17 protein-coding genes are annotated in these 23,423 nt (G+C 35.7%); 10 read left to right on the top strand and 7 right to left on the bottom strand.

Annotation, left to right across the window (positions count from 1 at the left end):
* Nucleotides 1-115: 115 nt before the first annotated feature.
* Complete coding sequence (locus JF259_RS03445) at nucleotides 116-2,236, top strand: amino acid permease (RefSeq protein WP_199113360.1); 2,121 nt, start codon at nucleotides 116-118, stop codon at nucleotides 2,234-2,236.
* Nucleotides 2,237-2,404: 168 nt separating this feature from the next.
* On the opposite strand, the gene JF259_RS03450 is transcribed toward JF259_RS03445, so the two are convergent.
* Nucleotides 2,405-3,481 (bottom strand): LacI family DNA-binding transcriptional regulator, encoded by a 1,077-nt coding sequence (locus tag JF259_RS03450; RefSeq protein WP_199113362.1) that lies wholly within the window; start codon nucleotides 3,479-3,481, stop codon nucleotides 2,405-2,407.
* A 201-nt stretch (nucleotides 3,482-3,682) separates the two neighbouring features.
* Here JF259_RS03450 and JF259_RS03455 point away from each other — a divergent pair, with 201 nt between their 5' ends.
* From JF259_RS03455 to acs, 6 genes are all read left to right on the top strand, one after another.
* Nucleotides 3,683-4,591, top strand: a complete 909-nt coding sequence (locus JF259_RS03455) for a nucleotidyltransferase family protein (RefSeq protein ID WP_199113364.1) — start codon at nucleotides 3,683-3,685, stop codon at nucleotides 4,589-4,591.
* A gap of 1 nt (nucleotide 4,592) precedes the next feature.
* Nucleotides 4,593-5,663 (top strand): phosphotransferase enzyme family protein, encoded by a 1,071-nt coding sequence (locus JF259_RS03460; RefSeq protein ID WP_199113366.1) that lies wholly within the window; start codon nucleotides 4,593-4,595, stop codon nucleotides 5,661-5,663.
* Nucleotides 5,664-5,783: 120 nt separating this feature from the next.
* The gene (locus JF259_RS03465) at nucleotides 5,784-7,100 is read left to right on the top strand and encodes a sugar MFS transporter (protein WP_199113368.1); all 1,317 of its coding nucleotides are present in this window, start codon (nucleotides 5,784-5,786) and stop codon (nucleotides 7,098-7,100) included.
* A gap of 83 nt (nucleotides 7,101-7,183) precedes the next feature.
* The gene (nagB, locus tag JF259_RS03470; RefSeq protein ID WP_199113370.1) at nucleotides 7,184-9,112 is read left to right on the top strand and encodes a glucosamine-6-phosphate deaminase; all 1,929 of its coding nucleotides are present in this window, start codon (nucleotides 7,184-7,186) and stop codon (nucleotides 9,110-9,112) included.
* A 22-nt stretch (nucleotides 9,113-9,134) separates the two neighbouring features.
* Complete coding sequence (glmM, locus tag JF259_RS03475) at nucleotides 9,135-10,517, top strand: phosphoglucosamine mutase (RefSeq protein WP_199113372.1); 1,383 nt, start codon at nucleotides 9,135-9,137, stop codon at nucleotides 10,515-10,517.
* Nucleotides 10,518-10,571: 54 nt separating this feature from the next.
* Nucleotides 10,572-12,479, top strand: a complete 1,908-nt coding sequence (gene acs / locus JF259_RS03480) for an acetate--CoA ligase (protein WP_199113374.1) — start codon at nucleotides 10,572-10,574, stop codon at nucleotides 12,477-12,479.
* Nucleotides 12,480-12,514: 35 nt separating this feature from the next.
* Here the strand turns inward: acs and JF259_RS03485 are convergent, their stop codons facing one another.
* The 3 genes from JF259_RS03485 to JF259_RS03495 are packed head-to-tail and all read right to left on the bottom strand — an operon-like array spanning nucleotide 12,515 to nucleotide 16,018.
* The gene (locus JF259_RS03485; protein WP_199113376.1) at nucleotides 12,515-13,177 is read right to left on the bottom strand and encodes a 3'-5' exonuclease; all 663 of its coding nucleotides are present in this window, start codon (nucleotides 13,175-13,177) and stop codon (nucleotides 12,515-12,517) included.
* Nucleotides 13,178-15,097 carry a DUF294 nucleotidyltransferase-like domain-containing protein gene (locus JF259_RS03490; RefSeq protein ID WP_199113386.1) on the bottom strand — a complete coding sequence of 640 codons (1,920 nt, stop codon included), beginning with the start codon at nucleotides 15,095-15,097 and terminating at the stop codon, nucleotides 13,178-13,180.
* A 42-nt stretch (nucleotides 15,098-15,139) separates the two neighbouring features.
* Nucleotides 15,140-16,018: a PPK2 family polyphosphate kinase gene (locus JF259_RS03495; protein WP_199113388.1), complete on the bottom strand. Its 879-nt coding sequence runs from the start codon at nucleotides 16,016-16,018 to the stop codon at nucleotides 15,140-15,142.
* 123 nt (nucleotides 16,019-16,141) lie between these two features.
* On the opposite strand from JF259_RS03495, the gene JF259_RS03500 reads away from it, so the two are divergent.
* The 3 genes from JF259_RS03500 to JF259_RS03510 all read left to right on the top strand — a co-directional run bounded on the left by JF259_RS03500 (nucleotide 16,142) and on the right by JF259_RS03510 (nucleotide 19,272).
* Complete coding sequence (locus JF259_RS03500) at nucleotides 16,142-16,906, top strand: hypothetical protein (protein WP_199113390.1); 765 nt, start codon at nucleotides 16,142-16,144, stop codon at nucleotides 16,904-16,906.
* 348 nt (nucleotides 16,907-17,254) lie between these two features.
* Nucleotides 17,255-18,667 carry a M20/M25/M40 family metallo-hydrolase gene (locus JF259_RS03505; protein WP_199113392.1) on the top strand — a complete coding sequence of 471 codons (1,413 nt, stop codon included), beginning with the start codon at nucleotides 17,255-17,257 and terminating at the stop codon, nucleotides 18,665-18,667.
* Between the two features lie 26 nt (nucleotides 18,668-18,693).
* Nucleotides 18,694-19,272, top strand: coding sequence for a hypothetical protein (locus JF259_RS03510; protein WP_317192059.1), 579 nt, complete (start codon nucleotides 18,694-18,696; stop codon nucleotides 19,270-19,272).
* Between the two features lie 6 nt (nucleotides 19,273-19,278).
* Here the strand turns inward: JF259_RS03510 and JF259_RS03515 are convergent, their stop codons facing one another.
* From JF259_RS03515 to JF259_RS03525, 3 genes are all read right to left on the bottom strand, one after another.
* Entirely contained in the window at nucleotides 19,279-20,184 is a 906-nt protein-coding gene (locus JF259_RS03515; RefSeq protein WP_199113394.1) for a PD40 domain-containing protein, read from the bottom strand.
* 371 nt (nucleotides 20,185-20,555) lie between these two features.
* Nucleotides 20,556-21,878, bottom strand: coding sequence for an MBOAT family O-acyltransferase (locus JF259_RS03520; protein WP_233164073.1), 1,323 nt, complete (start codon nucleotides 21,876-21,878; stop codon nucleotides 20,556-20,558).
* Between the two features lie 95 nt (nucleotides 21,879-21,973).
* The gene (locus JF259_RS03525; RefSeq protein ID WP_199113398.1) at nucleotides 21,974-23,011 is read right to left on the bottom strand and encodes a hypothetical protein; all 1,038 of its coding nucleotides are present in this window, start codon (nucleotides 23,009-23,011) and stop codon (nucleotides 21,974-21,976) included.
* Between the last annotated feature and the right edge of the window lie 412 nt (nucleotides 23,012-23,423).

A 23,423-nucleotide genomic window follows, 5' to 3' on the forward strand; every position in this document is an offset into this window, starting at 1 on the left:
AGCAATATTGGTTTAAATCGATATAAATTATTGTTTTGTCAAACGTAAGTAAATTACTTTTTCTTATCTTAATAAACAGATTAGCAATAATTATAACTGTTTCAAATGTTCGACCATGAGAAATAAATTAAAAAAAGAGTTAGGATTATTTGATGTTTTTGCGATAAGCACTGGGGCTATGTTTAGTTCTGGTTTTTTTTTACTGCCCGGTATTGCGTCTCACTACACAGGTGCATCGGTATTTTTGGCATATATGCTTGCAGGGGTTTTAATATTGCCGTCTATGTTTAGCATTGCGGAAATTTCGACAGCCTTGCCGCGGTCGGGAGGTGCTTATTTTTTTCTAGACAGAAGCCTTGGTCCTTTAATGGGTACCATTGGTGGGCTTGGAACCTATTTTGCCTTAATGTTAAAAACGGCATTTGCGATTATAGGTATTGGTGCCTATGCAGCTATATTTTGGGAGATCCCAACAAAAACAGTAGCCATCGTTGCGACGCTTTTCTTTATGGCTTTAAACCTTATAGGCGCAAAAAAAACATCGGCATTCCAAAAAGTATTTGTGACGTTCTTACTGGTTATTTTAATTACTTTTATTGTTGATGGTGTTTATTCAATATACGTTGGGGATTTAATAAGTAAGCAAGCGCTTGATACGCAGTTTTCACCATTCCTCTCAGATGGGGTCGGAGGGCTGTTTACATCTGCTGGATTTGTTTTTGTTTCATATTTAGGGCTAACCCAGATTGTAAGTGTTGCAGAAGAGATTAAAAACCCCGAAAGAAACATTCCCTTGGGAATGGTGTTGTCCCTAATTGTAACAGGACTTATTTATGGTTTAGGGGTTTTTATTATGGTTGCTATTATTGAGCCGGAAACATTTGCTAACGAGATGGCTCCTGCTGCTGTTGCAGCATCACAAATGTTTAGTTGGTTGCCCGATAATGCGGGCGTTTTATTGATGTCTATAGCTGCGCTTGCGGCATTTGCTTCAACAGGCAATGCAGGGCTGTTGTCTGCTTCACGGTATCCTTTTGCAATGGGAAGAGATAAATTGTTGCCTGCTATTTTATCAAAAATCGGTGGCAAAGGCACGCCAGTGGTAGCTATATTTTTCACGACAGCATTTATTATTTTGTTTATTTTGTTATTGTCTGAAGAGGGTATTGTTAAGCTAGCTAGTACGTTCCAATTGCTAATTTTTATATTTATTAATTTTTCTGTTATTGTTTTTAGAAAAAGCAAAATAGAATCGTACGATCCTGGTTACTTGTCTCCTCTTTATCCATTTATGCAAATCGTTGGAATTGTTATATCGTTTATATTAATTATTTATTTGGGTTGGATGCCGATTCTTTTTACAACAGGAATTGTAATTATGGCACTACTTTGGTATCGTTTTCATGCTCAGGGAAAAGTAAAGCGAGAAGGTGCTATATTTCATTGGTTTGCTCTTTTGGGGAAATACCAGTATGATGAATTGGAAAATGAGTTAATGACCATATTAAAAGAAAAAGGACTGAGGCAAGGAGACCCCTTTGATGAAACGGTGATAAAGTCCAAAATAGGTATGCTAAGAACTCCAGCAGATATCGATAAGGTTTTAGATAAGGTGTCTGACTATTTTGCTGCTGAATTGCAGAAGGATAAAAAAAGCATAAAAGACAGGTTTGTAAAGTCTTTACTCGATGATTCTGTAATTACATTGCCCGGAGTTTTGATTTTTCATGTAAAATATAAAAATGTTTTAAACCCTTCTATGCAAATCATTGTTTCAAAAACTGCCATTTCGGGAGAAATTCCTTTTAAAAATAACGAAGTAAAATCGCCAATACATATTTGTTGTTTCCTGATTAACACCGACGAAAAGCCAAAGCAACAGTTGCGCATGCTGTCTAGGTTGATTGATATTTTGGAAAGAGAGGATGTTGTAAAAGCAATATTAGCTATGGATAGCCATAGGGAGATTAAGGAATATCTGTTGCAAAATGAGAATTTTGTAAGCGTAAAATTATTAGAGGGCACATCACAGAGTGCTATGATTGGTCGTCAATTAATGGAGGTACAGTTACCTAAAGATGTTTTGGTAGCCTTGATAGAACGAAACAATAAAACCTTTACGCCCAATGGCTCTACTGTTTTGCAGGAAGACGATATTCTTACCATACTTGGAGAGGCTAAATCTATTTCAAAATTATTTAAGGGATACGTTGGTTCCGAAAAGGAAAAATGGTAAAAAAACAGCGGGTGTAAAATAAAGCTAACTGAACCCGTTGTGTATTTTGAGCTAGAAAGCAAACTTTTTATCAAAACCATTTATTAACGTCATAGAAATTGAATTGACAGAATTGCATCAAAAAGCACAACAGGATAACTGGATTACAGCTTTAAGTTGGGAATGGAATTAAGCTTGTTGGACTTCTGGTTCTTCTTCGGTTTTAATATAAGATTTTACGTTTTCTGAATTTACAATGTCAATGGGCAGTAGATTTTGCTTTGGGGTTTCCTTGGCGTAAAGCAAGTAATCTGCCAAACCAGAAAAACTAAGTTGTGCCTGTTCTTTTGGATTTTGATTAATTAAAAAATCAATACTTCCTGAGCTTAAATATTGTATGTTTTCTGCTAGTAAATCGTAACCAATAACATGTTTTTTTTGTGATTGTGTATTTAAAAGTGCTGCAAGCAAATGAACCTTGGAGTTGGTAACAAAAATACCCGATACTTCAGGGTGCATATCAATAAAGTATTTTACGGATTTTTTTAAATTATTAGTGTTTCTGTGTTTTAATTTGAATGTTTCAATTTCAAAGTTATTATCGTTTAAATCTTCGAAATACGACCTAAACCCTTTTTCTTTATCTTGCATGTGCCGCGCATTTTTAAAGACTTCGTCAATATGTACAATAGCAATTTTGCTCGTGTTTTCTAGTACAGTATGCATGAGTTTAGCAGCAACCCTACCGCTTAAATAAAGATCTTGACCAATAAAGCGCTGGGGTTTAGTATCCCTAATATTGTTGTTGAATAAAAAGTATTCGATGTTCAGTTGTTCGCAAGTCTTTAAGAAATTTAGCGATTCTTTTTGAAATAGGGGAGCGAGTACAATGCCATCACATTGCTTTTTCAAAGCGATGTCAGACTGTGTTATAAAACTGGTTTTGTCAAAAGGATTGAAGTATAATAGGTCCATTGTAATGCCAAATGGTGCATATTCTTCAAAAGCTTCTTCAATACCTTCAAGGCAAGGGTGCCAATAGGGGTCTATGTCTGGATTGGGCATGAGAACAGATATGTTGTATATTTTGTTGTTCTTTAAATTTCTTGCTAGCAGGTTGGGTTTGTAGTCTATTTGTTTAAGAATTGCGTTAATTTTAGCCAGAGCGGCTGGAGAAACCTTTCCCCTGTTATGAATTACACGGTCTACAGTACCTTTTGATACGCCTGCCATGATAGCAATGTCCTTTATTGTATATTTTTTCATATGGGCTCAAATATACAAAAGTTAATTTGTATGTGTGTTGTTGTGTGTTCGAGCACATTATTTTAATTTTTTCCCTTGTCAATTAAAAAAAAAGTGTAGTTTTGTGTAATTCTTAGAATGATAACATGGGTTTTGCTTTGTAAAAGTGGCTGGGTTCATGGATTTTAGAGGGTGTTTAATAAGAAAAAAAAACTTAAACTAATGGGAAAAACAAAGCCAACACTAGTTATATTGGCAGCAGGAATGGGAAGTCGTTATGGAGGCTTGAAACAGATAGATGCGTTTACACCAGAAGGTGATACGATAATTGATTTTTCACTGTACGATGCACTTCGTGCGGGATTTGGAAAATTTGTCTTTATTATTAGAAAGAGTTTTGAAAAAGAGTTTAAAGAAATCTTTAATAAAAAACTGGAAGGGAAAGCAGAGGTTGATTACGTATATCAAGAATTAGATTGTGTTCCTGAAGCTTATATTAATCCGGAGCGAACAAAGCCATGGGGAACAGGACATGCGCTTTTAATGGCTAAAGATGCAGTGCAAGAGAATTTTGCTATTATAAATGCAGATGATTTTTATGGTAGAGAAGCTTTTGAGGTGATGGCAAAGTCGTTATCTGAAAAAGATAAGAATTCCTATCAGTTTAATACAATGGCATATTTATTAAAGAATACCGTTTCTGATTACGGCTTTGTTTCTCGAGGTGAGTGCCAGGTAGATGAAAATGGTTTTTTAACAGATGTTACCGAGCGTACGCATATTGAAAAAATTGATGGTGAGTTAAAGCGAAAAGATGATAATGGGGAGTTTATTCCAATTGATGAGGATACCGTAGTTTCAATGAACTTTTGGGGTTTCACACCTAAATGTTTTGAATTTGGAACAGAGTTGTTTGGAAAGTTTTTAGAAGAAAATAAAGAGAATTTAAAAGCAGAATTCTATATCCCGTCGGTTGTAAACGAAATCTTAAAATCGGGTATTGCTACGGTTGAAGTGTTAAAGTCTGATGCCAAGTGGTTTGGGGTAACCTATAAAGAAGATAAGGAAAGAGTGAAGGCAGCTATTGGCGAGTTAAAGAAAAATAATATTTACCCAACAAATCTTTGGTAGCATGACGAACGAGCAATTACAATATATTTTCAATCAATTCCAGCACGGTGCTCAGTTTGAGTCTTATCAAGAATTGGCTTCAGGACATATTAACGATACCTTTTTAATTAAAACCACGCAAAAACCGTATTATATTTTACAACGCATCAATCATGAGGTGTTTAAGGATGTACCCGGACTTGTAGCTAATAAGGTGTATGTGAGCAATCATATTAAAGCTAAGTTGTCTAATCTTCCAAAAGAGCAGTTGGAACGAAATGTGCTTACGTTTATAGAAGCTCAAAATGGCGTGTATTACCATCAGGATGAAGATGGGAATTACTGGAATGTCATGCAGTTTATTGAAAATAGTGTAACCTATGAAACGGTTACCAATCCAGAAATAGCTTATGAAGGAGGAAAATTAACAGGGGAGTTTTTAAATTTAACAAGTGATTTTGATGCTTCAAAGTTAATTGATGTCATTCCGAAGTTTCATGACATGTCTTTCCGTTTTTGGCAGTTTGAAGAAGCCTTAAAAGTGGCTTCTGAAGAAAGAAAGGAAAAAGCTAAAGCTTACTTAGATAAGGTTTCAGGACTTAAGGAGGAGATGCATATTATCCAGAATTTAAAAGAAACTGGTAAAATAAAACTGAGAGTAACGCATAACGATACAAAAATTTCCAACATCTTATTTGATGAACATAACAAGGGACTTTGTGTGATCGATACAGATACTGTGATGCCCGGAGTGGTACATTACGATTTTGGAGATGCTATTAGGACCATTTGTAATACAGCAGCCGAAGATGAGACGAATTTGGATTTGGTAAACTTTAATGTGCAATTTTTTAATGCCTATAATAAAGGGTTTTTGGAAAAGGTTGAATCGGCCTTATCGCCTTTGGAAATTGAAACATTGCCATTGGCCGCAAAAACCATGATCTTTATTATGGCTTTACGATTTTTAATCGATTACTTAAACAACGACGTGTATTATAAAACAAAGTATCCAGAGCATAATTTGGATCGGGCGAAAAATCAGTTTAAGCTTATAGATAGTATGGTCGCACAAATGGAAGTAAAGTATTAAATTAAATGGTTGAAAGTTTATACGTTTAAGACAGATATTTGAACCCGATAAACTCCAGACTTTTATAATATTGTTAAATTTTGCAGTAATACACTAATTAATAATTAAAACCTTAAAATTATGACACAAACACCTAAAAGTAGTAATACGGTAGCCATAGCAATTATAGCTGGAATGTTTGCCATATTTGGATTTGTAACTTGGATTAACGGAGCCTTAATTCCATTTATGAAAACCATAAACGAATTAACCGAAGCGCAATCCTATTTAGTAGCATCGGCATCTTACATATCGTTTGTGGTCATGGCATTGCCTGCATCATATATCTTAAATAAAATTGGTTACCGTAAAGGAATGTCTTTAGGTTTGGCAGTTATGGCTGTTGGAGCTTTGGTGTTTATTCCTGCAGCAGAAGCTCGTACCTACGGGGTGTTTCTATTAGCTATTTTTATTCAAGGTATGGGGATGACTATATGTCAAACAGCAGCCAATCCATATATAACCATTTTAGGCCCTATTGAAAGTGGTGCTAAAAGGATGGCAATAATGGGTATAGCCAATAAAACAGCGGGAGCTCTTGGGTCATTAATTTTTGGAGCGCTTTTATTATCTGGAATCGATGAAGTGAAAGAAAAATTAGGAAGTGTATCAGAGGCAGAAAAAGGGCAATTGTTAGATACCATGGCAGATAGTGTATTTACACCGTATGTTGTCATGGCAATAGTCTTATTTGTTTTTGCGTTCTTAATAAGAAAGGCGCCACTTCCACATGTTGAAGCTGAGGACAAAGAAGAATCTACAGAAGGGGAAACTACAAAAACAAGTATCTTCCAGTTTCCACATCTATGGTTAGGCGTTTTAACCTTGTTTGTGTATGTTGGTGCCGAAGTAATAGCAGGTGATACGATTATCGCTTATGGAATATCGCTTAATTTTACTGCTGAAGATGCTAAGTTTTTTACCACATTTACATTAATGGCCATGGTGGCTACATATGCATTAGGTGTATTCTTAATACCTAAATACCTTAAGCAGGATACGGCATTAAAGATAAGTGCTGCTTTAGGGATTGTATTTAGTATTTGCATATTGTCTACAACTGGATTTACATCGGTGTTATTTGTAGCAGCCTTAGGTATTGCCAACGCATTGGTATGGCCGGCGGTGTGGCCTTTAACCTTAGAAGGTTTAGGGAAGTTTACAAAAACAGCTTCGGCTTTATTAATCATGGCTATCGCTGGTGGTGCTATTATCCCACCATTATATGGAAGAATGGTAGATGCCGGTAAACATAAATTAATGACTGGTGGTGTTGAAGAGGTAGAAGCATTGGCTTCGGCATCAACAAGTAGTTACTGGATATTGATTCCATGTTATGCCATTATATTGTTCTTTGCTCTATGGGGACATAAGATAAAAAGCTGGACAAAAAATTAAACATAGAACTAATTAAGTTTTTACACTTAAACGATCATAATTTTAATCAAAGTAAGTAAAAGGGAATTACAAAAACAGAACCCATGTTAAAAAGTAGTGTAGACAAATCCACAGGATTTGAAAGGAGATTTGAGAATATAGGTACCGTTATCTTTGAAGATTCATCGGTAGCCTCTAAAGCTGTTGCAAGAGAAATTGCTGACTTAATAATAGGAAAGCAGCGTAGCAACCAATCGTGCGTTTTAGGATTGGCTACAGGGTCGACACCTAAAGGATTGTATGCAGAATTAGTACGTTTGCATAAAGAAGAAGGATTAAGCTTTAAAAATGTTGTGTCTTTCAATTTGGATGAATACTATCCAATGGAGCCTGATTCAGTTAACAGTTATGTGCGTTTTATGCATGAATTGTTATTCAATCAAGTTGATATTTTGCCAGAAAATGTACATATTCCAGATGGTACACTGTCTAAAGAAGAGATATCTGCTTACTGTAATGATTATGAAGCTAAAATTGAAGCTTTAGGAGGTATTGATCTTCAAATATTAGGTATTGGAGGAAATGGTCATATCGGTTTTAACGAATCGGGATCGCTTCAAAACTCCAAAACCCGTTTAGTTGCTTTAGACCACATTACAAGAGTAGCCGCTAGTGGTGATTTTTCAGGTTTAAGTAATACGCCAAGAACCGCTATTACGCTAGGTGTGAAAAAGATTATGGAAGCCAAACGTGTGATATTAATGGCTTGGGGTGAACGAAAATCCAATATCATTAAAGCATCTGTTGAAGGGCCTGTTACGAATCAAGTACCAGCATCTTTCTTGCAGGAACATGATAATGCCACGTTTGTTATAGATAAAGAAGCTTCTTCCAAGTTAACACGTATCAAAACACCTTGGTTAGTTGAAAAGGTAACATGGACAGATAAACTAATAAGAAAAGCTGTTTTAGGTTTAGCACTTCATTTAAAGAAGCCTATTTTAATGCTTACCGATGCCGATTATATCGAGAATGGTATGAGCGATTTGTTGGCAGATTCAGGGCCAGCTTACGAAATTAATATTAAGATATTCAATGACCTTCAACATACCATTACTGGATGGCCAGGAGGGAAGCCCAATGCAGATGACACGTATCGTCCGGAGCGAGCAGAACCAGCTAGAAAGCGCGTACTAATTTTTAGTCCGCACCCCGATGATGATATCATTAGTATGGGAGGTACTTTTAAACGTTTACAAGATCAAGGGCACGATGTACACGTAGCTTATCAGACTTCAGGAAATATTGCTGTAGCGGATGATGAAGCGTTACGTTTTGCAAACTTTGTATGTGATTACAATGAAAAGTTTGGAATTGAAAGTCCAGAAGCTGATGCTATCTACAAAAAAGCCTTAACTTTTTTAAGTGAGAAAAAGAATAGCGAGATCGATATTCCTGAGGTTAGATATATTAAAGGCTTAATACGAAAAGGTGAGGCGCGTGCTACCAGCCATTTTGTTGGGTTAGCAGATGAAAATATCCACTTTATGGAGTTGCCTTTCTATGAAACGGGAACTATTGAGAAAAACCCAGTAGGAGAAGATGATATTAAGTTAACAATGGAGCTTATAGAGAAAATAAAGCCACATCAAATTTATGCTGCTGGCGATTTAGCCGATCCGCACGGTACCCACAAAGTATGTTTGGATGCTATTTTTGAATCTGTTAGACGCTTAAAAGACAAAGACTTTATGAAGGATTGTTGGGTGTGGTTATATAGAGGCGCTTGGCAAGAGTGGGGCGTAGAAGAGATTGAAATGGCTGTTCCGATGAGTCCAGATCAAGTTCTAGAAAAGCGTCACGGGATCTTTAAGCACCAATCGCAAAAAGATGGCGTTGTGTTCCAAGGGGCTGATAGTAGAGAGTTCTGGCAACGTGCAGAAGACAGAAATAAAGAAACCGCCGATTTATATGATCTATTGGGGATGGCTCGCTATGCTGCAATGGAGGCTTTTGTTAGGTGGATATTTTAATTGAGTAGAATAGTATATTTAAATGGCGTTAATTAAATCGATCTCGGGAATCCGAGGTACAATTGGAGGAAAAGTAGATACCAATTTAACCCCCATTGATGCGGTTAAGTTTGCAGCTGCTTATGGTATGTGGCTAAAAAATCAATCAGATAAAGAAAAACTAACGGTTGTTGTTGGAAGGGATGCCAGGATTTCTGGTAAAATGGTAAGTAGTTTGGTTTGTAATACCTTGGTTGGTTTGGGTATAGATGTGACCGATGTAGGGTTGTCAACAACCCCTACCGTTGAGGTCGCAGTACCTTTAGAAAATGCCGATGGCGGTATTATTATTACAGCAAGCCATAACCCGAAGCAATGGAATGCCCTTAAGCTACTTAACGGAAAAGGAGAGTTCTTAAATGCAGAAGATGGTGCTGCAGTTTTGGAAATAGCAGAAACAGATGCTTATAATTTTGCCGAAGTAGATGCTTTAGGGACATATGTTAAGAAAAAGGGGTATATCAACAAACATATCGATGCGGTCTTAAAATTAGACTTGGTTGATGTTGAAGCCATACGAAAGGCCAACTTTAAAGTGGTTGTGGACGCTGTTAATTCCACCGGAGGTATTGCCATTCCTGCTTTATTAGATACTTTAGGTGTTACATGTGTGGAATTATACTGTGAACCTAATGGTCATTTTCCCCACAATCCAGAACCCTTAAAAGAGCATTTAACAGATATTTCGGAGTTGGTAGTGAAAGAACAAGCTGATTTTGGAATTGTTGTTGACCCCGATGTGGATCGTTTAGCGTTGATTTGTGAAGACGGTTCTATGTTTGGTGAAGAGTATACTTTAGTGGCTTGTGCCGATTATGTTCTTGGGAAAACAAAAGGAGATACCGTATCTAATTTATCTTCTTCAAGGGCGTTGCGGGATATCTCAGAGAAACACGGACGAAAACATCAAGCAAGTGCTGTTGGTGAAGTAAATGTTGTTACCCTGATGAAGGCTACCAATGCCGTTATTGGAGGAGAAGGAAACGGAGGAATTATCTATCCAGCTTCACATTACGGAAGAGATTCTTTGGTAGGAGTAGCACTGTTTTTATCACACTTGGCAACATCAAACATGTCATGTAAGTCCTTAAGGGAAAGCTATCCTAATTATTTTATGAGTAAAAATAAAATAGAATTAACTCCCGAAATTAATGTAGATGCTGTTTTAGAAGCGATCGCTGACAAATATAAAGATTTGGATATTAGTACCATTGATGGTGTTAAAATTGATTTTGATGCGGAATGGGTACATTTACGAAAATCTAATACAGAGCCAATTATTCGTATTTATACAGAAAGCACCTCACAAAGCAGTGCCGATAGTTTAGCCGAACGATTTATAGAAGAGATCAAAGCTGTTTTGTAAAATTGTTATATTAGCCTTATCATTAACTTTAAACTAAAAAATAAGACATAAACCATGAGTAATTATCACATAAAGCATTTAGAAGAGTACTATCAAGTATACAGAAAATCGGTAAGGGAGCCCGAGAATTTTTGGGAAGAAGTGGCCGAAGAGCATTTTATGTGGCAAAAAAAATGGGATAATGTTTTGAGCTGGGATTTTAGTAAACCAGAAGTCAAATGGTTCGAAGGTGCACAGCTTAATATTACAGAGAATTGTATTGACAGACACTTATCCACACGAGGTGATAAAACAGCTATTATTTTTGAACCTAATGACCCAAGTGAAACAGCGGAGCACATTACCTACAAGCAATTGCATGAACGTGTAAATCAGTTTGCTAATGTACTGAAGGATCAAGGGGTAAAACGTGGTGATCGTGTTTGTATTTACCTACCTATGATTCCGGAATTGGCAATATCATTATTGGCATGTGCACGCATAGGTGCTATTCATTCGGTAGTGTTTGCAGGTTTTTCATCTACAGCTTTGGCAACTCGAATTAACGATTGTGATTGTAAAATGGTTATTACTAGCGACGGATCGTATCGTGGTGCTAAAGCTATTGATTTAAAAGGTATTGTAGATGAAGCTTTAGAAAGCTGTCCTGGTGTTACCAATGTTTTGGTAGCTAAGCGCATTCATTCAGATATCAATATGAAAGCCGGAAGAGACCAATGGTTACAACCGCTTTTAGATGCTGCTTCTACAAGCTGTAAGGCAGAAGTTATGGATGCCGAAGATCCTTTGTTTATCTTATATACCTCAGGATCTACTGGTCAGCCTAAAGGCATGGTGCATTCAACAGCAGGTTATATGGTGTACACGGCTTACACGTTTAAAAATGTGTTCCAATATAGGGAGAACGATGTGTATTGGTGTACGGCAGATATAGGGTGGATTACAGGACATAGCTACATTGTTTATGGACCTTTAGCCAATGGATCTACAACTGTTATGTTTGAGGGTGTGCCAAGTTATCCGGATTTCGGACGCTTTTGGGATATTGTTCAAAAACATAAGGTCAATCAATTTTATACTGCTCCGACAGCTATCCGTGCTTTGGCAAAACAAGGGATGGAATTGGTAGAGCAATACGATCTAACGTCACTTAAAGTATTAGGTTCGGTAGGTGAACCTATTAACGAAGAAGCTTGGCACTGGTATAATGATAACATTGGGAAAAAGAAAAGTCCAATTGTAGATACTTGGTGGCAAACAGAAACAGGAGGTATCATGATTACACCAATTCCGTTTGTAACACCTACCAAACCAACGTATGCAACGCTACCTTTTATAGGGATTCAGCCGGCTTTAATGGATGAAAACGGTAAGGAACTTAAAGGTAATCAAGTAGAAGGACGTTTGTGTATTAAATTCCCTTGGCCAAGTATGGCACGAACTATTTGGGGTAACCACCAGCGTTATAAGGATACTTATTTTTCAGCATTTGAAAATAAATATTTTACAGGTGATGGTGCCTTAAGAGATGAGGTAGGGTATTATCGTATTACAGGTCGTGTAGACGACGTTATTATTGTTTCAGGGCACAACCTAGGTACAGCACCAATAGAAGATGCAATCAATGAACATCCAGCTGTAGCAGAATCGGCTATAGTAGGTTTCCCGCATGATGTAAAAGGGAATGCTTTATATGGTTATGTGATATTGAAAGATACAGGGGAATATCGTGACCATAACAACTTAAGAAAAGAAATCAATCAAATTATTACAGAGCATATAGGACCAATAGCAAAACTGGATAAGATTCAGTTTACCAAAGGGCTTCCTAAAACTAGGTCGGGAAAAATTATGCGTCGTATATTGCGAAAAATTGCACAGCGCGATACGAGTAATTTGGGAGATACAAGTACGTTATTGAACCCTGAAGTGGTTCAAGACATTATGGATAATGTTAAGTAACTAACTTTTATTAAAAAACATAAAAATGGGATTATTTACGATTTGAGTAGATAGTCCCATTTTAATTCCTTTTTCTTGTCAAGTCTAGCCAGTATTTTTAAGAATACAAAAGCCGTAATAAGGGCATCGCCAGTGGCGGTATGTCGATCTACTTTAGGAACGTTTAGTTCTCTGCATAAATCGTCTAGAGTATAATGGTTTAAATGGTTTTGATAGATAATATGTTTCGATTTGTTATATAAGGAACCTGTATCAATAAACGTATTCTTTAGACTTCCTAAGTTATGCCTTAAGAGCATTTCGTTAATCATGTTTCTATCAAAATTAGCATGATGGGCAATAAGTACCGCATCTTTAATATAATCTAGAAATATTTTTATGGCTTCCAGTTCAGAAATCTTTTCCAGATCGCTATGCTTCATTAAACCATGTATTTTTACTGTTTCTGGTTTAAAAATAGCTTGTCTTAAGTACAATTCTAAACTTTTGTTTACTTGAATGACTTTATTGGTAAAAGATACAGCTCCAATGGATAGTATCCTGTCTTCCTTTATGTTAAATCCTGTGGTTTCGGTATCAAGTGCAACAAATCTTGTATTTTGAATGGCTTCCTTTGGGTGTTTATTAAATTTATCAACGTAGGTATTCCAAAAGTCGGGATATTCTTTTCTTTTTTTATTGAACCAAGGTAACTTCATCTACATAAAATTGGTTAAACTAAAACGGAGTTTAATAGACTCTTGTACTTCGTTAATAGGTTTAAAGCACCGGCGGAGTTTTAACTTTTCCTCTTTCGATAACGATTCCAGTTTAATAAACTTGCCAGAATCATTATGCATTAAGCCCTGTTTGGTCTTAAATTTAAGTAAAGCCTTAAACGCATAGGAGCAAGATTCGAATAACTCTTTATTGGCTGGTTCTAATTCTGCTAATTTTTCATAGCGTTCGGCTGTGTTATTTACGCCTTTAATTTGTTTGCTTAAAGTTAGTAGTCGTGCAGCATCAATAAGTGGCATAAGCGCCCTTTTTTTTATATTGAAAAGATTTTTTTGCTCACCGTTTTGTTCTACTAAAAACTGTTTGAAAAAGCCTAATGGCGACGGACTTTTTAAGGCATCTTTACCTAAAAAGCTGTAAAATAGCGAAGTATTACCTAATGTTTTATAGATAGTCTCTGTTAATTTATCTTCATGGTTTTTATCGCCATAAATCCTGCTGTAATCAAAGAAAATGGAGGATAGTAAAATAGCTTTTTCATTAGGGTTAAGTATCCAATCTGTAAATTGCCTTTTCCATTTGGATAATGATTTGCACCATTCTGGGTTACTGGCCATCATGTCGGCTTCACAGTACTCGAATCCAATTTTGTTTAAAGATTTGGTTATTAACCTTGAAAGTTCTAAAAAGTAATTTTGTGTTTCCTCGTATTTGTCTTCCGTTACATCCTCGAATACAAGCGCGTTATCCTGATCGGTAAACAATAGTTGCTCATTTCTTCCCTGACTCCCAATGGCCAGCCAAGAGAACTTAACAGGCGGAGGAGAAGGCATTTTATCAATAGATAATTCTATAACGCGTACAGTAACAGCATCATTAATTTTTGAAACTAATTTTAAAATATGCGATAAGGGGATATTTTGATCCAGATAACTTTTTAATAAGCTATTGGTTTTTTGCCTGGCACTTCTTAGTGTTTTTGTACGTTTAGCACGCTTTATTTCTTTTAATATAAAGGCAGGATTGTTACCTAGGTCAACCAAAATATCATGGTGAGTTAAAACACCAATTAGTTTTGAATTTACTGTGCCATCTTTAGTAATACATAAATGTCCAATACTGTGCTTAATCATTTGTAATTGCCCTTGGGCAACAGTTATATCCTTTCTGTCTGTTATAACAGGGCTTGTCATAATATTTGCAACAGGGGTGTTTATAGGGAATAAACCAGTTGCAATTCTGTTTTTAAGATCACTATTGGTAATAATACCAACAGGTTGTTTTTTATTATTGACCACTATGATACATCCAATTTTGTGCTTACTCATTTTAACAGCAGCTTCTTGTGATGTGGTTTTTGAAGTGCAAGTAATTGGTCTTTTCGTATAATTAGCAGTTTGGAAAAAAACAATATCGTTGGATTGGTTAGGGAGGTAGTCTATAAATATTTTTTCATTTTCTTCTGCTGTATAAGGATCGTAGGCATTAGAAGCAAATGACGTTATGAGATATTTGTATACTTTAACATTGTTATTGGTAACCGATTTGAAAATTTCTATAGGAATACCGTAAACTATAGACTCTTCGTTGGCAACAGCCGTAAGCTTATAATTTTCCTCTATAATTAAGGGTCTTACGCCAAAGATATCACCTGCGTCATTGATGCTTACCATATTCATTTTATTGTCATTGGTACGATGGTATAAACTTACAGCACCGTTTCGGACGATATAAAAATAGTTATGGTACGTATCATCTTTGCTGAATACAATATCACCCTTTTCCAGATACATTATGTTAACCTCTTTGGCTATTTCCAATAAATCATTTTCATTGAGCTTATCGAAAGGCGGGTAACTTATTAAAAAATCGCATACGCGCTCGGCAATGGAGTTCTTCATACTACTATAGTTATAAAAGGAATTGATTTTTATAAAAGTGAGTTATTCGCTTTCTAACTGGCTTTTATAAAGCTTTAAATTGTCCTTAATATCATCATCTAACTCTGGCTCTTGTATATCGGTGTATTTGCTAAGTGTTTCATACATTATTTTGGCAACAATGTATCTAGCTGTAGCTTTATCGTCCGCTGGTATGCTGTACCAAGGCGCATGGGGCTTAGATGTTCTGTTTATAGCGTCTTCATAACACTCTTGATAACGTTCCCATAGTTTGCGTTCTTTTAGGTCTCCTGGAGAAAATTTCCAGTTCTTTTCTTGTTTGTTTAAGCGCCTTAACAAGCGCTTTCTTTGTTCCTCTTTCGATAGGTTTAAATAGAACTTGAAAATAATGGTGCCATTCTCTGTAATGTGCTTTTCAAAATTATTAATCTGTTCAAAGCGCTTGTCCCAAAAAGCATCATTAATATCATCTACTGATTTAATTGTAGGGATGTTTTCGTTTAAAATATATTCCGGGTGTACACGTGTTACTAAAACATTTTCATAATGGGTTCTATTAAACACACCAAATTTACCGCGTTCTGGCAGTACTATATAATGTCGCCATAAAAAATCATGCTTTAATTCTATTTCGGTGGGAACTTTAAAACTGTGAACTACAACTCCTTGTGCATTTAGGTTTTTGAAGACTTCCCTTATTAAACTGTCTTTTCCAGATGTATCCATGCCTTGCAAGCACACTAAGGCAGCATATTTACCATGTGCGTACATGGTGTTTTGAAGTTTGCCCAGTTTTTTTGTAACAAATTTTAAGGCATCTTCAATGTTCTTTTTGGAAGTATCTAAATCGTAGCATGTAGGTTGGTCTTCTAATTTTATTTGTGAATCTACTTTAAAGTCTTGAGGTGATATTTTTCTCATGATAAAGAATGTTGGTTATGATTTAGTAAATATAATAAAACAATAATTTCGATGAACCGCAAGCTTAGTTATTATGTTTTTGATACTTTTGGAACACCTACTTATTAATTTAACCCAAAAACCATGAAAAAACATTACCTATGTTTCGTAATCTTTATTATTTATTCAGAGTTTCAAGCGCAAGAACAGTTTAACGATGTGGATTCCGATCTTGTTTATGCTTATTCACATGTTAAGTCTGCTTATAAATCCAACAATATTACACACTTAAAGTATTATGCAAACCGATCGTTAGAGGCTTTTAAACGAGCCAAGCCAAAATTAAAAGCCTGTAATTGTGAGACGGCTTATGATAATGCTTACGACAGTATTGAATTATTGGCCCATGTAGACAATGCCGAAACTTTTGAAGATGGACGGTTTTATGTTAAACGGGCTCGTGATTTGGCAAAGCAGAGTATTATTGACCTAGATAAATGTACGGTTGGAAATACTACAAACGCTACAGAAGAAGTAGCATCTGAAAGCTCAAATGATGATATTGCAACGCTACAGCATGAGCAGAATAAGCTAAAGGAAATGCAAGAAGCGTTGCGGTTAAAAGGGCAACAAATAAAGGAAAAAATAGAAGAGCAAAAACAAAAGGAACTAGATTTAAAAAAAGAACAGCTTATAAAATCCTATAAAGAAGTATTAGCCTCCAATATTAAGAGTTATAATGAACTTCTAGAAACATGTAATTGTAAGTATGAAGTATTTGATCCTGTCGATAAAACAGAAACGATTAAAACTAGAAGTGTTGAAGATATCAAGACGTACTTCGTTAATGGTCTAAAAGATTTAACTTCTAACTACTTGTCTCAGTTAGAACTGTGTGATGTTGATTAATTTAGAGACTGTTTAAATTCCACCTTTTGGTTTTGTTATGTCCCCTTTTTTGACCACTTTTCGTTATGAAAATCCTCATTTAGCGCTGCTAAACTCCGGTTTTAAAGTCTTAATTGGCAAAAAAAATGACCTATAACAAATTTCAAAAACGAATTTTAAACAGTCTCTTACTTTATTTGATAATCGAGATTTAAATGCTTCGAGGGTTGCCTCGAATTCAAAAAATAATTTCCTATAATGCCTCGTATGCTTGCACCGAGGTAGTTTACTTTGTTAATAGTGTTTAATTTTAAGATTTCTTTTTGATTTCGAGCCTACAATAAATACTATCTTTAGCTCAAAAAAAATATGCGCTTATTAAGAACGGTTACTTTTTTGTTTTGTATGCTATGTTTTGTGCTTGTTAAAGCCCAAACAGATGAGGAGGTGATAAAAACAATATATAAGACTTCTTTAACTAACGGTCAAAGCTACGAGTGGTTACGCTATTTATCAAACCAGATTGGAGGGCGTTTGTCAGGCTCTATAAATGCGCAAAAGGCAGTAGAGTGGACAAAAGAAGAACTTGATAAATTAGGTTTGGATAAAGTCTGGTTGCAACCTGTTATGGTACCCAAATGGATTAGGGGTATTAAAGAGCATGCTTATATAGAGTCTGCGGCTGGAAAAACCACGACAGTAAATATATGTGCTCTGGGAGGATCTATAGCGACACCAGCATTAGGAATTAAAGCGAATGTAGTAGAAGTGCATAGCTTTGAAGCATTAGAAGCGCTAGGTAAGGAAAATATAGAAGGTAAGATCGTATTTTTTAACCGACCAATGCAGGCCGATTTAATAATAACGTATGAGGCCTATGGAGGGTGTGTTAACCAACGCTATAGTGGTGCTGTAGAAGCTGCAAAATATGGTGCTATAGGCGTTATTGTACGTTCCATGAATTTAAGGTTGGATGATTATCCGCATACTGGGAGTATGACATACAATAATTTGCCAGTGGAACAGCGTATTCCGTCTGCAGCCATTAGTACCAATGATGCTGAGTTATTGAGTACCATGTTAAAGTTGGATAAAGGGACACAATTGTATTTTAAACAAAGCTGCAAGCAGTTAAAAGATGTGCAATCGTATAATGTTATTGGAGAGATTACCGGCAGCGAGTACCCAAATGAGTATATACTTGTTGGTGGTCATTTGGATTCGTGGGACTTGGGAGATGGATCTCACGATGATGGTGCAGGTGTTGTACAATCTATGGATGTTTTAAGATTGCTTAAAAAATCTGGAATAAAGCCTAAAAGAAATATTCGAGTGGTTTTATTTATGAATGAAGAAAATGGACTAAGAGGTGCTACAAAATATGCCCAGGAGGCTAAGCAGAAAGGAGAAAACCACATATTTGCTTTGGAAAGTGATGCAGGGGGATTTACGCCACGCGGGTTTGCATTCGATTGTAATGATGTAAGTTTTAATCAGGTATTGAGTTGGAAGCATTTGTTTAAACCTTATTTGATACACTATTTTGAAAAGGCTGGTAGTGGGGCCGATGTAGGTCCTCTAAAAACAAGTACAAACGTATTAGCAGGCTTACGCCCCGATTCGCAACGTTATTTTGACCACCATCATGCAAGCAATGATACGTTTGATGCTGTTAATAAACGGGAATTGGAACTAGGCGCGGCTACTATGACGGCTTTAGTGTATTTATTTGATAAATATGGTGTTAATCCTATTTCAAACGAAAACGAATTAAAGAAATAATTTTATAATTACTAAAACTTAAACCTGTGAAACAGCTAGTATTTTTTGTCCTCTCAATACTTTTTTTTAATCAATTAATAGCACAAGACATGTCAAAAGAAGTGTTACCGTATTATGAAATCCCAGAGTATCCCGAAACTTATACTGCAGGTACTGTTGCTGCAAGGGTTGTTGATGGCTTGGGCTATAGATATTATTGGGCTACTGAAGGGTTACGAGATGAAGATTTAGCTTATAAACCAAGTGATTCGGGACGGACAACAGCAGAAACTATAGACCATATTTACGATTTAAGCAATGTAATCCTAAATGCGGCATTGCAAAAGGTTAATGTTAAGAATGATGATGCCAAAATGACTTTTGAACAAAAGCGCAAAAAAACATTGGAAAACTTTAAGGAAGCTGCAGATATTTTTAGGACTTCTCAGGACATTTCTGTATATACAATAAAGTTTGGGAAGCGTGAGTTTCCGTTTTGGAATGGCATAAATGGACCTATTGAGGATGCTGTTTGGCACTGTGGACAAGTCGTTTTATTGAGGCGTGCTTCTGGAAATCCATTTAACTCGAAAGCAAACGTTTTTACAGGTAAATTAAGAGAGTAAGAGGCACTATTTATAATCCAATACCCTGTTGTTTGGATCTAGAGGTTTTTTTAATAAAATTCTACAGATTTGGTAATGTCCGTTTCTATAGCCGGTTATCAATAGGTTAACATCATTTGGCGACCAGGTAGGGAGAATATCCTCAACATCATTATAAGTGATTTGGATTTTGCGTTTAGCATCATTGCGCATAATAAATATTTCAGAATGCTGCATATCATCAACTTTAGCGGAGTAGGTTACCCTACGCCCATGAATGTTGGACCAATTGGGGAACTCACTATGATCTTTAAAGTAAGTCAGTCTATTTCTATCTTCGGTAATAATATTATAGGAATAGATAATGTTACTTTCTCCCTGTGTATTTTTATTTGAATAATAGATAACATTGTCACCTCTTGGCGAAAAATGTGGATATAAATTGACATGCTTGTTTGCTATTATCTTTTTTAATCGTTTACCCTTATTCGAACACATATAAATATCCACGATGTCACTTTTGGTTTGATAACTAAAAATTACCTGTACACCGTTAGGGGCAAATCTGGCAAATGATTTATTTCCATCTAGGGCAATTGGAACTTTTTTTATTGAATTTGTTTCCAGGTTGTAGGTGTAAATTTCAGTAACCCCATTTCTGTTAGATTCGAATATTACAATGTCTTTGTATGGATGCCATGTTGGTCGTCTATCATTAAAACTACTTTTAAACAAGGGCTTTTGATGGTTTCCCTTAATGTCCATTGTATAAATTTGCCAGCGACCGTCACGATTCGATTCAAAAACAATTTTTTTACCACTTTTGTTATAACTAGCGTATCTGTTGTCTGCATTGGTGTGCGTTAGTTGTTCTTCTTTGTAACCTTTTTTTTCCTCTTCTTGAGAAAAAGTGTTAGCTATTGTTAATAGCATTATAAAGGGGATTGAAGATTTTATAAACGAGGTAATTGACATTTAAAGTAATTAGGATATTGCTAATTTATAAAAATATAAATAGACATTAAAGTGGTTTGTAATGACTAAAAGCAATATTTCACTCAATGAACTCATCTTGACTTTTTCCAATTGGTTAAAAAATTGCTCTTTTGAGCCTGCTTTTCGTCATTTTCTCATTCCGTAGCCCTGCTATGCAACTTAAAAATGCCTTCCATCAAGCTCAAAATAGCTAATTTTCACTTCAATCAAAAAAGTCAAGATGAGTTCAATGGCTAAGATTTAATGTTTTGTTGGTTTATATAGATTTAAAGAGATTACTTGATTTCTAAAATTCCTTTAAGTCAAGATTAAAATTGAAAATAAATAAATTGTTCACCGCTACCTTGGGCAATCACAATAAGAAAAACCATGATACCCCAAAAAGCGCCTAATACCCAGGGTTTTGTTTTTAACGAAACGTCTTTCATGCTTGTATCTCTCATAACCCAATGGCATAAAAATAGGATGGCTATTAAAACACTCACTTTTACAATAGTAAAAGTATCCAGAATTTTTGCTCCTTCGGTTTGTGCATAAAACATGGATTTGATCATGTTCCAAGCTGTGTCAAACTTCCGAGATCTAAAAAACACCCAAGTAATGTTTACGCAACTAAACGTCAAAAATGCTAAGAGGATTCCATTCCATGCCGTTATTTTAAATGGCACATAGCGTTTTTGAAGTTTTTCCAATATTAAATAAATACCATGTAAGCCACCCCAAACAATAAAAGTCCAGGCAGCACCGTGCCATAAGCCTCCTAGCAGCATGGTAACCATTAACGCTACATACATTCTTATGATACCATGACGATTACCCCCAAGCGGTATATATAAATAATCTTTTAACCAAGAAGATAGTGATATATGCCATCTACTCCAAAGATCCGAAAACCCTAGAGAAGCATAAGGATACCTAAAATTGTCGGGCAAAATAATACCAAGCATAAGTGCAATACCAATAGCGCAGGTTGAATAACCTGCAAAATCAAAAAATATTTGCCCCGAAAAAGCTATGGTGCCTATCCATGCATCCAAACCATGCAATAGTTTATCTGAACCAAAAACAGTATCTGCTGTTCCCGATAACAAAGTGTCAGCCAGTACTATTTTTTGAAATAAACCAATTGTTAAAAGAAACACTCCCCAAATAAACTGGTTGGCGGTGGCTTTTTTTTCTTCATAAAATTGAGATATTAAATCTTTAGCCCTTACTATAGGCCCGGCAACTAATTGCGGAAAAAAGGTTACATATAGTGCAAAGTCTAGAAACGTTTTGGCGCGTTCTGTTTGTCTTTTGTACATATCTATAGTGTAAGACATGGTTTGAAACGTGTAGAACGAAATTCCCATGGGTAAAATAATATCCATAGGTTTCGATTGATAACCATAACCATATGAATTAACAACTGTTGTGAAATTATCCAATAGAAAATCGCGATATTTAAAGAAAGCCAGAAACCCCAGATTAACTACCATACTTAAAATGAGCCAAGCTTTTCTTTTACGTTCATTATCTTCTATTGCCAATTTTTTTCCAGCTGTCCAGTCGACAAGCGTTGAAATCCAAAGTAAGATCACTAAGGGAGGGTTCCACATGCCATAAAAGACATAACTAGCCAATAAAAGCATACGCTTTTTATTCGTCCAGCTAAACAACCTCGTGTAATAGAGAATTAATACTAAGATTAAAAAAAGTAAAAAACTTAATGAATTGAATAACATACTTAATTGGATTTAGAATTAGAGACAATACCTTCGTTAAGCATGATTTTAGCTAGCTCGCTAGTGAAATATTGAGCATCTTTAGCAGATAAATGGGACTCTTCAGGACATTTTAAATGTTTAAATTGTTCAAGATCTTCATAGTGATAGGCTTTAACATTTGCTTGACTTACCAGTTCATCCCAGAAATCGGTTTTGGGTAAGCCCATATTTTCCCCCATTCTTACCCCGCCACTTGAAGGGCATCTAACTAACACAACGGTACCATTTTTTTCTTTAAAGCGTTTTAAATCTTTCATGAAAAACGACATAGTTGATTTTTTATCAGGAGGAGGCGATCCTTTTCCAAAAAAATGCCACACTTTAATAATACTATTGGCAAACGCTGTATCTGTAACAGTGCGTTCCATCATTTTAATATTTCTAGGGATGGATACATCTCCAAAATTATAAAAAGGAGGCATTATGGGGTCAGTGCTTCTTTGTCCAATCTGTATCCCTTTTAGTAATGATTTTAGGTCGATATCATCCGACCACTCTTCTTCATCGGCAGACATTAAGACAAGTTTTTTTTGTAAGGGAACAGACAATTGATAGTTTAGGCGTTGTGCATAGGTTCTGTTTTTATAAAAATCTACTTTGGATTGTGGTCTTTTCCATGGAGAGGCTTCAGGATAGGTAGTAGAAAAGAACAACCCTGGTGTTACTCCTATTATAACAGTGCCATTAAAGCTTGTATTATTTACAATGTCGTGAAAGGTTGGTAATGGGGACGAACCTGTTGAAGCCAATTGGAGGGGCTGTTTTCCAGTTAATTTTTCCCATTCATTAATCTGAATGTCAAAGTAGGCTCTCGATGATCCTAGGATAATAACATCTTCTTTTGTGGCATCTTCAACTTTTGATCTTGTTATGGCCCAAAGTGCTTTTTCGTCATTAAGTGTAGGATAATAGCCTTGTGAACGCCAATAGAGTTCCCAAGAGGTTATACTAATTATACTTAGTGCAGCAGCAATAAGTAAAGATTGTTTTAGTTGCATGTTGGTTATTTTGGTTAGTATATAGTAAAAGGTCAATAGTCTTATTGTTTATTTGAAACTAGTTCAATAATAAGGAATGCAGTTAGAGTGGTATATGGTCTGAGAATAAAAACTTCTGTTAAGTGTATTTGATTGACTGGGTAATCCAGAAGTTATATATGTCATATCTTGTCTTTTGGTAGTATTACAATTTTAAAACAAGATTTAGGGATTAGGTTTGTGAATTTAGAAAAAAACTGACAGTTAAGCAAATAATATTTTAAAAGTTAAAAGGCATTATTTTATACAAAAAAGTCCAGCAAATACATGCTGAACTTTTTGAAGTGCTTTAAACTTTTTTGATTGAAGCGAAAATTTATGGGTTTGTGACCAGATAAAAAGACAAAATATGGGTGCAAACTGGCAATTTTTT

Origin of the sequence: Snuella sedimenti (genome assembly GCF_016428595.1) — a bacterium.
GTDB lineage: Bacteria > Bacteroidota > Bacteroidia > Flavobacteriales > Flavobacteriaceae > Snuella > Snuella sedimenti.

What these genes read in the sequence shown, in the direction of transcription:
- JF259_RS03460 (WP_199113366.1), top strand. Translation starts at nt 4,593, where the DNA reads ATGACGAACGAGCAATTACAATATATTTTCAATCAATTCCAGCACGGT.
- JF259_RS03465 (WP_199113368.1), top strand. Translation starts at nt 5,784, where the DNA reads ATGACACAAACACCTAAAAGTAGTAATACGGTAGCCATAGCAATTATA.
- JF259_RS03525 (WP_199113398.1), bottom strand. Translation starts at nt 23,011, where the DNA reads ATGCAACTAAAACAATCTTTACTTATTGCTGCTGCACTAAGTATAATT.
- JF259_RS03450 (WP_199113362.1), bottom strand. Translation starts at nt 3,481, where the DNA reads ATGAAAAAATATACAATAAAGGACATTGCTATCATGGCAGGCGTATCA.
- JF259_RS03445 (WP_199113360.1), top strand. Translation starts at nt 116, where the DNA reads ATGAGAAATAAATTAAAAAAAGAGTTAGGATTATTTGATGTTTTTGCG.
- JF259_RS03515 (WP_199113394.1), bottom strand. Translation starts at nt 20,184, where the DNA reads ATGCTATTAACAATAGCTAACACTTTTTCTCAAGAAGAGGAAAAAAAA.
- JF259_RS03505 (WP_199113392.1), top strand. Translation starts at nt 17,255, where the DNA reads ATGCGCTTATTAAGAACGGTTACTTTTTTGTTTTGTATGCTATGTTTT.
- JF259_RS03490 (WP_199113386.1), bottom strand. Translation starts at nt 15,097, where the DNA reads ATGAAGAACTCCATTGCCGAGCGCGTATGCGATTTTTTAATAAGTTAC.
- JF259_RS03495 (WP_199113388.1), bottom strand. Translation starts at nt 16,018, where the DNA reads ATGAGAAAAATATCACCTCAAGACTTTAAAGTAGATTCACAAATAAAA.
- JF259_RS03520 (WP_233164073.1), bottom strand. Translation starts at nt 21,878, where the DNA reads ATGCTTTTATTGGCTAGTTATGTCTTTTATGGCATGTGGAACCCTCCC.
- glmM (WP_199113372.1), top strand. Translation starts at nt 9,135, where the DNA reads ATGGCGTTAATTAAATCGATCTCGGGAATCCGAGGTACAATTGGAGGA.
- JF259_RS03500 (WP_199113390.1), top strand. Translation starts at nt 16,142, where the DNA reads ATGAAAAAACATTACCTATGTTTCGTAATCTTTATTATTTATTCAGAG.
- acs (WP_199113374.1), top strand. Translation starts at nt 10,572, where the DNA reads ATGAGTAATTATCACATAAAGCATTTAGAAGAGTACTATCAAGTATAC.
- JF259_RS03455 (WP_199113364.1), top strand. Translation starts at nt 3,683, where the DNA reads ATGGGAAAAACAAAGCCAACACTAGTTATATTGGCAGCAGGAATGGGA.
- JF259_RS03485 (WP_199113376.1), bottom strand. Translation starts at nt 13,177, where the DNA reads ATGAAGTTACCTTGGTTCAATAAAAAAAGAAAAGAATATCCCGACTTT.
- nagB (WP_199113370.1), top strand. Translation starts at nt 7,184, where the DNA reads ATGTTAAAAAGTAGTGTAGACAAATCCACAGGATTTGAAAGGAGATTT.